The following is a 15164-nucleotide window of genomic DNA, read 5'->3' on the forward strand; positions in this document are numbered from 1 at the left end:
ATCAACCCGTATGTACACCATTGGCATCAACACGTTTTTATTTACATCGCCTTTCACGAACGAAAGCGTGAAGTGGTTTTCAAAATTCGCGGAATGGGGTTTCGATACCGTCGAAATCGGTTTGGAAGAACCCTGGAACGTTGATCCTCAATTGGTAAAAAAAGCGTTGACCGATGCCAATTTAGGCTGTAAGACGGTTTGTGCGGCCATGGGTCCGGACCGGGATTTTCGTGGAGACGAAGAGCAGCAGCAAACGGCAATGACGTATTTGAAAGCGCTGCTGGATTTCATGGAAATCATCGGCGCCGAAATGCTGGTCGGGCCGTTGTATTCGAGTGTTGGCCGTGCCGAAGCGACCCCGAAAGAAGTGTACAAAGAGCAGGAGAAAACCGTGGTTGGGCATTTGAAAGAACTGGCGGCTTACGCTGCGGGCAAAGGGTTGAAAATTGCCCTCGAACCGCTCAACCGCTTCGAAACCGACTTTATCAATACCGCCGATCAGGCCATTCACCTGGCGGATCTGGTTGGTAACGACGCCGTTCGGCTGCACCTGGACACGTTCCACATGAACATCGAGGAGAAATTTCAGGCCGAAGCCATTCGCAAAGCCGGTTCGCGGCTGGAATTGCTGCACAGTTGCGGGTGCGACCGGGGTATTCCGGGCAACGACCACATCGACTGGGCCTCCATCCGTCAGGCGTTGAAAGACATTGATTTCAAAGGCCAACTGGTTATCGAGTCGTTTACGCCCGAGGTGAAAGCCATTGCCAAAGCCGCAGCCATCTGGCGCGACATCGAACCCTCCGGCGAAGACATTGCCGTGAAAGGACTGGCGTTTTTGAAGACGGTGTAACGCTTGCCCCCGGCCCCTAAAGGGGAGAGGACGTCGCTTAATCTGGATCGTTTAGCGTCCTCTCCCCTTTAGGGGCCGGGGGCAATTTATAATTTACTCCTCCGGAACCCGGACATTGACCTGACTCGGCACGCTTTCGTTGTGCAACCGGTCGAGTGACGTAATCAGGTATACATACCGTCCATCGGCTTCGGCGGTTCGGTCAATAAACCGGGTGGTTCGCTCGCCCACGCAAATCGCCAGAATGTGGGTCGGATCTTCCGTATTCACCTTGTCTTTCCGGTCAAAACGATACACCACATAATACCGGGCCTTGTCGCCGTCCGGTGCCGGGCCGGGCTCCTGCCAGAGCAGTTCGACGCCCTCGGACGTAGGCCGGGCTTTCAGGTCTTTGGGCGAAAGGGGCGGTTCGGGATCTTTCCAGGGCATTGGCGGGATCAGCGCCGGATACCGGTAGAAATTCGTCAGCAACGTATCGCGAACACCATTCAGGTTATCCGTCAGGGATTTGGAGCTAAAGAAGATACTGCCATGAATCTGGCTGAACTGCCGGTTGTAGTTCAGTTGGGTCGTCATCTCGTTCGGATTGTTCCAGGCCCGGTCGCGCGGGGTAGAACGGTTGATCCGAAACGCGCCCTGGCCAATGTAGAGGTGTCGGTCGAAACCGTTTTTGATCCACCAGTCGACCAGAAGCCGGTACGGAACCTTCTGAAAATCCGTACTAAAATACACTTGTGGCGCAATGTAGTCGATCCAGCCTTCCCGAATCCATTTGCGGGTATCGGCATACAAATCAAAATAAGATGTCAAACCGCCCGTCGTGAGCGAGCCTTCGGGGTCCTGGCTGCTGTTTTTCCAGACCCCAAACGGGCTGACGCCAAACTTCACATACGGTTTCAGGGCCTGAATCGAATCCCGGAGTTGGTGTATCAACTGGTTGATGTTTTCCCGACGCCAATTCGCCAGGTTCATCCCGTTGAAATACGTTTTATAGGTCACTTCGTCGTGAATAACCTGTCCGGCCACTCCGTACGGATAAAAATAATCGTCAAAATGAATCCCGTCTACGTCGTAGTTCCGAACGATGTTGGTCACAATACCGGTCACATAATTGCGGACTTCGGGCAAACCCAGATTGAATAATTTTCGGCCACCGTATTGCAGCATCCATTCCGGCCGGCGGAAACTGATGTGATCGGGCGTAACACTGGAGTTTTTACTGAACGTAGCCCGGTCGAGGTTAAACCAGGCGTGGAATTCCATGCCACGGTCGTGGGTTTCCCGGATCATGAATTCCAGCGGATCGTAGAATGGCACCGGGGCGCGGCCCTGTTGGCCCGTTAGCCAGAACGACCAGGGTTCCGTACTTTTGGCGTAAAAGGCATCCGCAGCCGCCCGGATCTGCACCACCACGGCGTTGATGCCCGCCCGCTGGTGCTGGTCGAGCAGGGCAATGAATTCGGCCTGCTGGTTTTCGGCGGATAGCCCCCGCACACTCGGCCAGTCGATGTTGTCCACCGTGGCAATCCAAACCGCACGAAACTCCCGCTTGGGCGGGTGCTGGGCAATCGCTTCAGACATTTCCCAAAAAAAGCAGACGAAAAAGACGAAGAAAGCCCGGTAGTGAAAGCGCATGCGCACGAGATTGGTCAAAAAGATTGATGCTCAAAGATACGGAAGAACCCTCTCCCCTTTCAAACTTTGTTACCAATCGGTTTATTGCGTTGCTTCTGTTGAAGTCCCCTGATATGGGGCTGCTGCGTTTTGGATTTTAAGAAGACGATTCCTTTTTTTTCGGATGCCTTTCCAGAAAACCGCTCCTATATCCACAAAATATTATTTGGAAAAAATTTAGGAACGGTTAATATTAATGTTGAACAGTATTTGGTATAACTATTGTATACAGTAATTTTGTAGCTAAAATTGGGCCGCAAAACCAATCATTATTTTACATTTTAGTAAATAATCCATATTTTTTTATAAAAATAAAAGGATTGTGTTTAGTTTTGCGTGATCTCATATTGGTTGGATAAAGTTTTAAGGTCATCACTATCATGTCAGGAATCAAACTCGATCAGATTGATCGGAAAGTATTAGAAATTCTACAGACAAACGCTAAAATCACCAATGCTCAGCTGTCGAAGGAAATTGGTTTGTCCCCGGCACCTACCCTTGAGCGCGTTAAAAAACTGGAAACTTCGGGCATCATTCAGAGCTACCATGCTCAACTGAACCGGGACCGGGTTGGCCTGGGCGTTACCACGTTTGTGCAGGTTTCGCTGGTCGGTCACAAGAAGCAGGTAACCGAATCGTTTGTCAATGCCGTGAAGGGAATTCCGGAGATTATCGAATGCCACCACATCACGGGTTCCGGCGATTTTCTGCTGAAAGTCATCGCCAAAGACATTGCCTCGTATCAGGTTCTGATGCTGGAAAAAATCAACGAAATCGAAGAAGTCGCCAGCACCCAAACCATGGTCATTCTGTCGACGTTTAAAGAAAGTAAAGTACTTCCGATCCCCTGAAGGAGTTAAGAGTTATGAGTTAAGAATTATGAGTTGGCTGACGCATTCATAATTCTTAACTCATAACTCTTAACTTTTCCTCGCTTTCCTCCGCTCGTCTCTCCGCAGTTTCTTGAGTTCCTGTAGACCATCCTTCGCTTCTTTATGCTGGCTGGATTTGCGGTCGGCTTTGTCGATGACTTCCTTGTAATAGGTTTGCGCCTGATCGTAGTTTTTTTCCGCAGCCGCAATTTTTCCCAGACTCAACACCGACGCCCAGTAATAGGCCGCATCGTAGGAGTTGGTCTGCTTGGCAAACTCGATGGTTTTCAGGTAATACTGCTTCGCTTTCGCTAAATCGCGGGTATAATGCTGGTTGTTATACGCCAGAATATAAGCCGCCGTTCGACCGCCAACCCCTTCATAACCGTCCATCCCCCGCTCGATTTTGCTCAAAATGCTGTTGGAAGCGGCAGCCGCTTCGTTGCTGTATCCGCGCACAAAAGCCGTCCGGGCATAATACCGCTCAAAATACGGATTGTCGGGATACTGTTGCCACATGTATTTGGCCAGATCATATGCCTTTTCATACTGGTTCTCCATGCTGTAGATCTGGAGCAGGAAATACCGGGCCTCGGTTCGGGTGTAAAAAGCGTTGTTGGCAGTTTTTTCCAATTGCTGAATGCCTTCCGCCTTATTGCCTTTCGGGAAAAACATCAGAATCGGTTTCAAAGCCGGGTAATTTTTCGGAATCCACTGGGCGTAATAATTGAACAAACCGTCGCCAAACAGCAGTTCGGGCGTCAAATCACCGTTGCCTTTGCACTTTTCGAAATATTTCAGGGCGTTTTTCCCGGCCCAGGTGGCCTTTGCCCATTTCTTGCGCTCCGAATACAACCGCCCTTTAAAACCGTAGCCAGCCGCCAGGAAAAACGCGGGTTCTACTTTATTCTCCTTATCGTCATACATCTTCTCCGCCTTCGTGATGGTCGTATCCAAATAGGCGATGCATTTGTCGTCGAAGTCCGTATTCTCGGTGTTCGGAACAATTTTCCACCACTCGGCAAGGGCCATCAGAAAGTACGGCATCGGGTGGTCGGGATACCTCATTTTTAGCCAACGAAACTCTTTGTCCGCTTCGTAAAATTTGTAATTATACAAGTTATTGATAGCCTCCGCCGACTCGATCTGAACGCCGGGGTGCTTCATCAGCATATCGTATTTTTTGTCAAATTCAGCCAGTGAATAGACCTGAGCGCGAGCCGTTAAGGTCAGAAACAAGCCGATTAGAATCAGAAGGTTTTTTTTCATTTTTAAGGGACACTGGTATCGTCTTCAATCAACGAAGTTTTTGAATTTCCAGTTTACGCCACCAAAAGTTTTTACGAACCCTTTCGATGCCTTACCTTTGAGTTTCGCGTCAACGGGTATCCTATGCTGACTATCAAAGACAAGAGTTTCGTTCCGTTTATTGATCAAAACACGCTGAAAAACCGCATTGTTCAGTTGGCCGAACAGATTAATCAGGATTACCGGGACCGGGAGCCCATGCTGGTGGTGGTACTAAACGGTGCTTTTATCTTCGCGGCTGAACTGATGACGCATTTGACCGTTCCGTGCCGGGTTACTTTCATTCGGGTCAGTTCCTACCAGCAGACCGCTTCGTCGGGTGTTGTCAAACACATCCTGGGTCTGAGCGAATCGCTGGCGGGTCAGGATCTTATTCTGATTGAGGACATTATCGATACCGGTCTCACCATTCAGCAGGTATCCCAGCAGTTGCTGGAGCAGCAACCCGCATCCCTGGAAATCGCCACGATGCTATTCAAACCGGAATCCTTGCAGATCGATGTCGCCATTAAATACGTCGGTTTCGAGATTCAAAACCAGTTTGTCGTCGGCTACGGGCTGGATTACGACGGTTTTGGCCGTAATACGCAGGAAATCTTTGTATTGGCCTAACGGTCTACTTCACCCATTACGACATCGATTGAGCCGATAATGGCGACTAAATCGGCCATCATGGCACCTTTGGAAATTTCGCTGATGACCGACAGGTTGTGGTACGAACATGACCGCGCCCGACACCGGAAGGGCATATCGGCCCGGCCGTCGGCCCGGAAGTAGAAACCCAGTTCACCCTTCGGAATTTCGCCCCGGATGTAGAATTCCTGTGCTTTGGGACGGATTTTTTTGGGCGCCATCGCCTGCGGATCAAAATCCCGGGTGCGTTTCAGATCGCCCGTCAGCCGCGCCAGGCATTGCTCGGCAATTTTCACCGACTCCCAGCATTCCAGCACCCGCACATAATTCCGATCCCAGCAGTCGCCGAGCGTCCCGACGGTTCCTTCGCCAATCGGAATAGCAAATTCCAGTTCAGGATACACGGAATAGGCATCAACCCGACGCAGATCGTAGCGCAAACCCGACGCCCGCAAAACCGGCCCCGAACAGCCGTAATTGATTGCCACCGGCAACGGAAGAACGCCCACATTGGCGGTTCGTTTCACGAAAATCTTGTTTTCGATCACCAGTTGCTGCAATTCCACCAGTTTCGGTTTCAAATAGGTCAGAAACTCCTGACACCGTTCTTCAAAACCAACCGGCAAATCGTAGTATAAACCGCCAATCCAGATGTAATTATACAGCATCCGCGCTCCACTAACCCATTCCAAAAGCCGCTGAAGGTGTTCGCGGTCCCGCATCATCCACAGAAACGGCGTGTAGGCACCGATGTCCAGCGCGTAGGTTCCGATGGCCACGAAGTGCGACGCCAGCCGGTTTAGTTCCGAAACCAGCACCCGGATGTATTCGATCCGGCGGCCGTTGGGCGTCGTTAACAGTTCTTTATCGATGCCCAGCATCCGTTCCACGCCCATGCAAAAGACGTGTTCGCTGTTCATGGCGGCCATGTAATCCAGCCGGTCGACAAAGGGAAGAATCTGGTTATACGGCAAGGCTTCGGCGTGTTTCTCGAAACAGCGGTGCAGATAGCCCAAATGCGGCACCACATCGACAATGATCTCGCCATCGGTGACGATTTCCAACCGCAGAACACCGTGCGTCGAGGGGTGTTGCGGCCCCATGTTCAGAATCATCTCGCCGGAGCCGAGTTCATCGAGCGTATATTTATTGGGCTCGGAAGCCTGAAACACGCCGGGCTGGTAGTCGTATTGGATGGTTTGTGTGGTCATCGTCCGTCAAAGGTCGGCAGGAGACGGTCAAAAGTCAAACCCGGCAGGGTTTTCGGTTTACGGTCTTCAGTTTTCGGTGCGGTTCCCCGCCGGGACTGACGCGCTGTAAAAATCGTTGAAAAGCATGCGTCAGCCACCGAAAACTGAAAACCGTAAACCATAAACCAAGTTTTAAGTGCTTTTTTCACAACCAACCATTGTGGTTTTTAAGACTTTATCTTACCTTTGCGTTCCTGTTTGAGAAAATATTTACAGCAATGGCTAAGAAAGGCAATAGAATTCAGGTGATTTTGGAGTGTACGGAGCAGAAGGATACGAATGTACCGGGTACTTCACGCTACATCACCACCAAAAACCGTAAGAATACGCCAAGCCGGATCGAACTGAAAAAGTACAATCCGAACTTGAAGCGCGTAACCGTACACAAAGAAATTAAATAATTGTAACCGCGGGACTGTTCCCGACGATCCAAGATGGCAAAGAAAGTTGTTGCAACCCTGAAGAAGGAAGGTGGCGGTAAGAACTTCGCGAAGATTATCAAAGCCGTGAAGTCACCGAAAACCGGTGCCTACACCTTTAGAGAAGAAATGGTCCCGCTGGAAGAAGTACAAGCCGCATTGAAAGGCTAGTTCTTCCGGTTTTATGGTACATCGAAAGTCCCCTTTGTGGGACTTTTTTGTTTGTATCTTTGTTCGACAAAACAGATACGAAGCTGTATACGTACGAATCGCCGTCTGTGGTCTGCCATCAAAAGTTCTAACGACAACGAAATGGGTCTGTTTGATTTTTTCTCGAAGGAAAAAAAAGAATCACTCGATAAAGGACTGGAGAAGTCCAAAGAAAGTTTTTTCTCGAAACTCAACCGCGCCGTCGTCGGCAAATCGACGGTGGATGAGGAGGTTCTGGACGAACTGGAAGAAGTCCTGATTACCTCGGATGTGGGCGTTGGCACCACGGTGAAAATCATCCGGCGCATTGAAGACCGCGTTGCCCGGGATAAATACGTCAGCACCAGTGAACTCGATAGCATTCTGCGGGAGGAAATTGCCGCCTTGCTGGCCGAAAACAAATCCGACGATGTGGACGATGATTTTTCGTTGCCTGCCGATAAAAAACCGTATGTGATCATGGTCGTCGGCGTCAATGGCGTCGGTAAAACCACTACCATCGGCAAACTGGCCTCGCAGTTTCACAAGCGCGGCTACAAGGTGGTATTGGGCGCGGGCGATACCTTCCGGGCGGCCGCTGTTACGCAGTTAAAACTGTGGGGCCAACGCGTCGGCGTGCCGGTGATTGAACACGGCATGAACACCGACCCGTCGGCCGTGGCTTTTGACGCCGTCAAAAAAGCCGTGGACATGAACGCCGATGTGGTGATTATCGATACGGCGGGCCGTCTGCACACAAAGGTGAACTTGATGAACGAGTTATCGAAAATCAAGCGGGTGGTGCAGAAATTCCTGCCCGAAGCGCCCCACGAAGTGTTGCTGGTGCTCGACGGGTCGACCGGCCAGAACGCCTTTATTCAGGCGACGGAGTTTACCAAAGCGACGGATGTGACGGCCCTGGCCATCACAAAGTTAGATGGAACAGCCAAAGGCGGTGTGGTGATCGGCATTTCGGATCAATTCAAGATTCCGGTTAAATACATCGGCGTCGGCGAAAAAATCGAAGATTTGCAGACGTTCCACAAGATGGAGTTCGTGGATTCGTTTTTTAAGAAAATTTGAGTGGTTAACACCTATTCGTTGGGTGCCAGTGGCACGTAATGTTTGTAGAAACGGCCAATCTAGCCACTCCTCAGCGTGCCAACGGTGCGCAACTTTTACCCATATTGCGTACCGCTGGCACGCGAATCTGCTCAGACTACCGTTTTGCTACAAACATCTGTCCCCTAACAGGGCCGAAAATAGGGTCGTTCGCATTATGCTTAAAAACCGTCTTTCAGCCATTCTGAAACCATCTTTGCTCCTGCTGGCATTCACCCTTTTCATCGCCTGCAAACCCAGCCAGACCAGCACGTCATTTCAGGGCATTTGCGGAACGGTTCTTTTCAAATCCGGCAACCACATGCCCGGCCCCGACCGACCGATGCCCAAAGGCCATCCCGTCGTTCGGGAGGTTTTGATTTATGAATTGACGAAAATTGACCAGACGGAAGCTACCGACGACGGTTTTTACTCCAAAATCAACACCCGGCTCATTAAAAAAGTAAAATCTGATCAAGACGGAAAATTTTGTATCAGTCTGCCCGCCGGTAGTTATTCCGTTTTTGTGCAGGAAGAAAAAGGCTTGTATGCCAACCTCTCCGACGGCCAAAACAACATTTTTCCGGTAACGGTGGCGAAAAACCGCCGGTCAACAATCGCATTTGATATTTCGTATCAGGCGGTATTTTAACCGTCATGAACGCTTTTTTGATTACGGTTTCGGTGCTGGCTCCCTTCGCCTGGGTCATCTACAAGTTGCTCCGCTACACCGCCAGAACCATCGGCGACGAATCCCCACTGGTGATTGTCGTTAGTTACAAAATCGAAGACTGGGAATACTTTACGCGCTTTGATTACATTCTAAATGTGGTGATTACCTTGCTCATGGTCTCCATGCTGTATGCGAATGTATTTCTATTTATGCCAGCCTCCAAGACCTTTTGGCACTGGATGGTCAGTTTAGGATTGTTTGCGACTTGTCTTTATACTCTGTGGTTGATTGCTTCTGTTTTTAAGCCGGATTGGCAATATTGGCTCATCACCCGAAACAAAACCGTTACGCTTGACCCAGCAGATAAAAGCCTGACAATCGATACGGCGGAGGAAATAATCCGATTTTCGGCCGATGATGTGCAGGAAATTGAAAAACACGGGTCCGGTCTAAAGTCCAGCAAAATGGTCGCTGGCTACAGTTATCTGATTTTCAAATTGAAGAACGGCCATGCGGTTTACCTCAATCTAAACAAAAGCTACCTCGAATTTGCGCTTGAAGCCTATTTCAAAACCGTTCCGATTCAGTATGTCCCGCATAAAATTCCGTGGATTGTTGCCCCATAACTTTCTCCTGAATTGTACTTTTCCGAACTTTGCCCAAAATACCGGTGTTGTGCCAGAACGGTCACCGCTCTGGGTACTTAGCATTCTACTACTTTGAAAACAAAAGGATTACGCACGAATAAAATCAATATCGTCACGCTGGGTTGTTCGAAAAACCTGGTGGATTCGGAAGTATTGTTTACGCAACTGAAAGGCAACGGCTACAACGTTTCGCACGAATCGAAGAAAGACGATGCCAACATTGTGGTCATCAATACCTGCGGTTTTATCGACAATGCAAAGGAAGAATCGATCAACACCATTCTGCGATATGTGGATGCCAAAGACGCCGGCGTGGTCGACAAAGTATACGTAACCGGCTGTTTGTCACATCGCTACAAAGACGAACTGGAGATTGAAATGCCGACCGTCGATGCGTGGTTTGGCACCAATGAACTGCCCCGATTGCTGAAAACGCTGAAAGCCGATTACAAACACGAGCTCGTGGGCGAACGGCTTTTGACGACCCCCGCCCATTATGCGTACCTGAAAATTGCCGAAGGTTGCGACCGCCCCTGCTCGTTTTGTGCCATTCCGCTCATGCGCGGACACCATGTTTCGCGTCCGGCGGAAGAATTGATCAAGGAAGCGCAGTCGCTGGCCCGGCGCGGCACCAAAGAATTGATTCTGATTGCCCAGGATTTGACCTACTACGGGCTGGATATTTATAAAAAACGCACGTTGGCCGACCTCATCAATCGCCTGGCCGACGTCGAAGGCATTGAATGGATTCGCTTGCAGTACGCTTATCCCTCCGGTTTTCCGATGGATGTGCTCGATGTGATGCGTGAGCGGTCGAACGTTTGTAACTACCTCGACATGCCGCTGCAAACCGGCTCGACCGAACTCCTGAAATCCATGCGCCGGGGCATTACCCGCGAGAAAACCGAAGCCCTGATCGACACCATTCGCGAAAAAGTACCCGGTATTGCGCTCCGGACCACGTTGATTGTCGGCCATCCCGGCGAAACCGAAGCGATGTTTGACGAAACGTACGATTTTGTCGAACGGATGCGGTTCGACCGGCTGGGTGCTTTTACGTATTCCCACGAAGACAACACGCATTCCTACACGATGCCCGACGACGTGCCGGCCGACATCAAGCAGGAGCGCGCCGACGCCATCATGGATCTGCAACAGGGTATTTCGTCGGAATTGAATCAGGCCAAACTCGGTAACACCTATAAGGTGCTTTTTGACCGGAAAGAAGGCGGTTTTTTCATTGGCCGGACGGAGTTTGACTCACCCGAAGTCGATAACGAGGTGCTTGTTCCGGCAGGGCAATATGTCCGGCAGGGCGATTTTGCCAGAGTCCGCATTACAGAAGCCCATGAGTTCGACGTATACGGCGTCGTAACCGAATAACAAAAACCGCTAACTCCCTCTCAACCAAGCCGGTTTTTCAGTATATTTGGGTCCGAACCTTCCCGACGGTATGGCTCCTCTTTACCGGCTTGTTGTTTTTCTTGGTCTATTCTCTCCGGTTTTTGTCCGGGCAGACCAACCCGTCATACCCGTTTCATCCGGTAATCAAACCCTGGTTATCGATCACGATCTCTGGTTCGTTCAGGATACGGCTCATCGGTTGACCATCGATCAGGTTGTGCGACCGGAAATGGCCGCAGCGTTTCAGCCCAGTTCGTCGCCCATTCCGAATTTTGGCTACAGCAGCGGCAACCAGTTTTCACACCCGGTCTGGGTGCGCTTCCGGCTGAAAAACACATCCGATCAAATTCAGGCGCTGTTTTGCGAAATCGATTTCTGGGCCTTCGACGACCTGCAACTGTTTATTACCAACGGGCAGAAGGTCGTTTATACCTCCCCTGTATACGGCTGGAAAACGCCCGTTACACAGAAAATGGTTTACCACCGGAATTACTGGTTTCCGTTCACCCTGCCCGCCGGGATGGAAGTCACTTGTTACGTTCGGTCGTTCAAAAGCCGGGGCGTCCAGGTCGTTCCGATCACCATTCGGCCACAGGGAGGGCTCGACACCTTCATTTTGGGCGATTACGCGTTCTGGGGTGGTATTTTTGCGGTATTTCTCTTCGTCATCGCCATCAGTTTTTTCTTCTATCTGACGACATTCGACCGGATTTATGCGAAGTATATTCTCTGCGTGATTGGCTTGGCGGGCTACTTTTTCATCAACGACGGTTTTTTATACCAGTTCTATTTCGACAGCCAGTTCCGAATGCCCAACCGAAACATCTATTTCGTGTTTCCTTTGCTGCTCTTTTTCTTCCAACTGCTGTTCGTGCGGTCGTTTTTGTCGCTGGAAAAAACCCCCAGCCGCCTGTGGCATCGCGTAGCAACGGTGGCTCTGGTGGGTGGCGTCTTCTGTTTGACGTCCCTGCTGGTCGAATGGATCACCTACGTTCCGCCCCTGGTCGAGTTGATGGTGATGCGACTTTTCATTGTTTTTTACTGGCTGCCGATGCCGTTGATCTGGGCTTTCATCGTTATCAACCTCATCCGGGGGTATCGCGTGCAGGAAGCCTGGCTCTATCTGGTGGCCGTCAGCCCGTTTTATGCCCTCAATTTTCTGGTAATTCTGTGCAATCTCAAGTTGTTTCCGACCTACGCGTTTCTGGAAAGCTACGAGAATTTCGCCCTGGCAGCTTTGTTTGAAGTGATGGTGCTGACTTTCGGGCTGGCGTACCGGTATAAACTCATTCGAGACCACAACGAACGACTCAGCGAAGAACGCACCCAGCAGCAACGGCTGGCGTTTGAAGCGCACGTGCAGGGGCTTCAGCTCAGAAATGAATCCTTACAGGAAAAAGAGCGCATTGCCCGCGACTTGCACGACAACGTAGGCGCGCAATTGTCGTTTATTGTCAACAGTTTGCAGCAAATCGCTCGTCAGGCCGAAAAACAGCCGGTCGCCAACACCCGGCCGTTGTCGTCGCAGCTCCGTTCTGTCGTCGATTACACGCGCGAAGCCATCAAGATGCTCCGCGATACCATCTGGGCTATCCACCAGGAAAGTTTTACGCTGGAAGAATTTGAGGAGCGGATCAACCACTACGTCAGCCGGTATTTTCAGCAACTGGACCCGCTGCAGATTACGATCCATACCGAAGGTGAACTCGCCCAGCCGCTGACCTCGGTTCAGGCCCTGAACATGTTCCGAATCATGCAGGAAGCCTTACACAACGTGGTCAAACACGCCCACGCGACGGAAGTGACGGTTTTGCTGCTCGCCAAACCCGACGGTTCTTTCCAACTGAGTGTCAGCGATAACGGCAACGGTTTGGCCTGGAATCAGGACGAATCGCTCGACAACCATTACGGCTTACAAAACATGAAAAAACGTGCTGAGGAGTTGGGCGGTCAGTTCCGGATTTACTCCGATCGTGGCACGGTCGTGGAAGTGGCGGTCTGATCGTTATTCCATCCAGACGGTTTTGATATTCAGGAATTCTTTCATCCCGACTTCCGCCAACTCCCGGCCAAATCCCGACAATTTCACCCCGCCAAACGGCACCCTAGGGTCGGAACGCATCAGCGAATTGACAAACACCGACCCGGCCTGAATCTGCCGCGCCAGCCGATCAGCCCGCTCCAGATCCCGCGTCCAGAGCGCAGATCCCAGGCCGTAGTTGGATTGATTCGCGAGCTTCACCGCATCCTGTTCGTCTTTGGCTTCAACGATAACGGCCAGCGGTCCAAACGTTTCCTGATCGAAAGCCGTCATACCCGGTTTTACTTTATCGAGCAAAATCGGTTGCACATTGCAGCCTTCCCGGTTTCCGCTATGCAAAATCCGGGCACCCTGCCGAACGGTTTCCGCGCACTGGCTTTCAATGGTTTCGGCCAGATCGACCCGTGCTACCGGCCCCATAGTCGTGGTTTCCAGGGTCGGATCGCCCTGCTGAATGGCTTGAATATGACTGAGAACCCGTTCTGTAAATTCTTTTTTAACCGATTTTTCGACGATAAACCGCTTGGCGGCAATGCAACTTTGTCCGGCGTTCTGCATCCGCGACTGCACGGCGGTTTGGGCGGCTTTTTCCAGATCGGCATCGGCCAGTACAATCAGGGCGTCGCTGCCGCCCAGTTCCAGCACCGATTTTTTGACCTGGCTACCGGCAATTGACGCCACCGACATCCCGGCTTTTTCGCTGCCAGTCAACGTAACGGCTTTCACGCGCGGGTCTTTCAGAACGGTTTCGACGGTTTTCGATTCGATGAGCAGCGACTGAAACGTGCCGGTCGGAAAGTCGCAGGCCCGGAAGATTTCCTCAATCGCCAGTGAACAGCCGCTGACGTTGGCGGCATGTTTCAGCAAGCCGACGTTGCCCGCCAGCAGCGACGGAATGGCAAACCGGAAAACCTGCCAGAACGGAAAATTCCAGGGCATCACGGCCAGCACCGCGCCCAGCGGTTCATAGGCCACAAAACTCTTTTTAGCTTCTGTCCTGATCGTCAGATCGGCCAGAAACCGGGGCGCGTGTTCGACGTAATAATCGCAGCCAACGGCGCATTTTTCCACTTCGGCCACGGCCTCCTTGAGCGTTTTGCCCATTTCAGCCGTCATTAACGCCCCATAGCGCTGTTTTTCCTGACGCAGATAAGCCGCTACTTTCCTAAAATAGGCCAGACGTTCTTCCAGCGAAAGGGCCGACCAACCCGTAAATGCGCGATCCGCCTGTTTGATTTTCTGGTCGAGCGACTGTGCACTCAGGGCCGGATAGGACTTGATTTTTTTCTGGGTATAGGGGTTGACGGATGTAAAGTTCATGGCCTGTGGTTTTTATTCCTAAACAAAAAAACACCCTAACCGACTGACCAGTTAGGGTGAAATTTCAGCATCAATCGTTATTGAACGCAGTGAATCCCCGATAAGGGGCCGGTATCGTTCTCGATTTCCCGCACCAGCATCACCATCGTATCGATCATTTGCTCGACCCGTTCGCGACCGGCAATAACCTCGAATTTCGCCCGAATCTCCTCCATGCAGTTGAAAACCGCTACCATCAACTGCTTGCCGCGTTCGTTGATAAAAATCTGGCTGGAACGCGAATCACGCTCGTTTTTCACCGTATAAATATAGCCGTCGTCTTCCAGCAATTTGACGACCTTGCTCATCGCCTGTTTGGTAACGCCCGCCCGTCTTGCCAGCTCATTGTTTGTAATGCCATCCTCCTCCAGATTGGCCAGAAAGGCAATGTAACTCGCTTTGAAATCCGGAAAACCCAGCTCAGGAAGCCGTTGCTCAATATACCGGCCTATAAACCGCTTCATTTTCGACATGACCCGGCCTAACGTCCGCTCACGCACTTTGTAAAAAAACTGAAAATCAAACGGTTTTTCAACCGCCACCGCTTCGGTATTCATACGTCTTCCTTTGCGTCGTTACAGAGCCGACAAGTTACAAACTTTTCACAAGGTGAGGAGCATCGACTGCGTAAACGGTCGTTCGCGAGGCTCCGTTGCCTGCTATTAAAATCCTGTTAAAGTACGAAAACAACTAGTCAATTAAGTTGACTATTCTCAAAACTTCTTCTACTTTTGCCCAAAA

Annotated in this window: 16 protein-coding genes; 10 read left to right on the top strand and 6 right to left on the bottom strand. The window is 50.9% G+C overall.

The genetic code is table 11. The features are described 5' to 3' along the window. Positions 1–10 precede the first annotated feature (10 nt). On the top strand, positions 11–853 hold the full coding sequence (locus F0P93_RS14615; protein ID WP_150877096.1) for a sugar phosphate isomerase/epimerase family protein: 843 nt from the start codon (positions 11–13) through the stop codon (positions 851–853). A 93-nt stretch (positions 854–946) separates the two neighbouring features. Here the strand turns inward: F0P93_RS14615 and F0P93_RS14620 are convergent, their stop codons facing one another. Then, positions 947–2488: a glycoside hydrolase family 10-like protein gene (locus F0P93_RS14620; protein WP_150877097.1), complete on the bottom strand. Its 1542-nt coding sequence runs from the start codon at positions 2486–2488 to the stop codon at positions 947–949. Between the two features lie 419 nt (positions 2489–2907). On the opposite strand from F0P93_RS14620, the gene F0P93_RS14625 reads away from it, so the two are divergent. Further along, a complete protein-coding gene (locus tag F0P93_RS14625) occupies positions 2908–3378 on the top strand; it encodes an Lrp/AsnC family transcriptional regulator (RefSeq protein WP_114406450.1) in 471 nt (156 codons plus the stop codon). A gap of 69 nt (positions 3379–3447) precedes the next feature. On the opposite strand, the gene F0P93_RS14630 is transcribed toward F0P93_RS14625, so the two are convergent. Further along, complete coding sequence (locus F0P93_RS14630) at positions 3448–4668, bottom strand: tetratricopeptide repeat protein (RefSeq protein ID WP_150877098.1); 1221 nt, start codon at positions 4666–4668, stop codon at positions 3448–3450. A gap of 123 nt (positions 4669–4791) precedes the next feature. Between F0P93_RS14630 and hpt the strand changes: the two genes are divergently transcribed. After that, complete coding sequence (gene hpt, locus F0P93_RS14635; protein ID WP_150877099.1) at positions 4792–5319, top strand: hypoxanthine phosphoribosyltransferase; 528 nt, start codon at positions 4792–4794, stop codon at positions 5317–5319. Here hpt and F0P93_RS14640 read toward each other — a convergent pair. Next, positions 5316–6551 (bottom strand): NADH-quinone oxidoreductase subunit D, encoded by a 1236-nt coding sequence (locus tag F0P93_RS14640; RefSeq protein ID WP_150877100.1) that lies wholly within the window; start codon positions 6549–6551, stop codon positions 5316–5318. The two genes, hpt and F0P93_RS14640, sit on opposite strands and share 4 nt — an antisense overlap. After that, on the bottom strand, positions 6548–6739 hold the full coding sequence (locus F0P93_RS14645; RefSeq protein WP_150877101.1) for a hypothetical protein: 192 nt from the start codon (positions 6737–6739) through the stop codon (positions 6548–6550). The genes F0P93_RS14640 and F0P93_RS14645 overlap by 4 nt, the downstream gene beginning before the upstream one ends. A gap of 69 nt (positions 6740–6808) precedes the next feature. Between F0P93_RS14645 and rpmG the strand changes: the two genes are divergently transcribed. The 7 genes from rpmG (at position 6809) to F0P93_RS14680 (ending at position 13025) form a co-directional block, all read left to right on the top strand. After that, a complete protein-coding gene (gene rpmG, locus F0P93_RS14650) occupies positions 6809–6991 on the top strand; it encodes a 50S ribosomal protein L33 (protein WP_038121932.1) in 183 nt (60 codons plus the stop codon). Positions 6992–7024: 33 nt separating this feature from the next. Beyond that, the gene (locus F0P93_RS14655) at positions 7025–7180 is read left to right on the top strand and encodes a DUF4295 domain-containing protein (RefSeq protein WP_111626371.1); all 156 of its coding nucleotides are present in this window, start codon (positions 7025–7027) and stop codon (positions 7178–7180) included. 141 nt (positions 7181–7321) lie between these two features. Continuing rightward, positions 7322–8281, top strand: a complete 960-nt coding sequence (gene ftsY, locus F0P93_RS14660; RefSeq protein WP_150877102.1) for a signal recognition particle-docking protein FtsY — start codon at positions 7322–7324, stop codon at positions 8279–8281. A gap of 196 nt (positions 8282–8477) precedes the next feature. Further along, complete coding sequence (locus F0P93_RS14665) at positions 8478–8951, top strand: hypothetical protein (RefSeq protein WP_150877103.1); 474 nt, start codon at positions 8478–8480, stop codon at positions 8949–8951. 5 nt (positions 8952–8956) lie between these two features. Continuing rightward, entirely contained in the window at positions 8957–9598 is a 642-nt protein-coding gene (locus tag F0P93_RS14670) for a PH domain-containing protein (RefSeq protein WP_150877104.1), read from the top strand. 93 nt (positions 9599–9691) lie between these two features. Next, a complete protein-coding gene (gene rimO / locus F0P93_RS14675; RefSeq protein WP_150877105.1) occupies positions 9692–11002 on the top strand; it encodes a 30S ribosomal protein S12 methylthiotransferase RimO in 1311 nt (436 codons plus the stop codon). A gap of 70 nt (positions 11003–11072) precedes the next feature. Further along, complete coding sequence (locus F0P93_RS14680) at positions 11073–13025, top strand: sensor histidine kinase (protein WP_150877106.1); 1953 nt, start codon at positions 11073–11075, stop codon at positions 13023–13025. Between the two features lie 3 nt (positions 13026–13028). Here the strand turns inward: F0P93_RS14680 and F0P93_RS14685 are convergent, their stop codons facing one another. Then, positions 13029–14384, bottom strand: a complete 1356-nt coding sequence (locus F0P93_RS14685) for an NAD-dependent succinate-semialdehyde dehydrogenase (protein ID WP_150877107.1) — start codon at positions 14382–14384, stop codon at positions 13029–13031. A 77-nt stretch (positions 14385–14461) separates the two neighbouring features. Beyond that, entirely contained in the window at positions 14462–14980 is a 519-nt protein-coding gene (locus tag F0P93_RS14690) for a MarR family winged helix-turn-helix transcriptional regulator (RefSeq protein WP_150877108.1), read from the bottom strand. Positions 14981–15164 lie beyond the last annotated feature (184 nt).

The organism is Larkinella humicola, assembly GCF_008727875.1.
In the GTDB taxonomy this organism is placed as follows: domain Bacteria; phylum Bacteroidota; class Bacteroidia; order Cytophagales; family Spirosomataceae; genus Larkinella; species Larkinella humicola.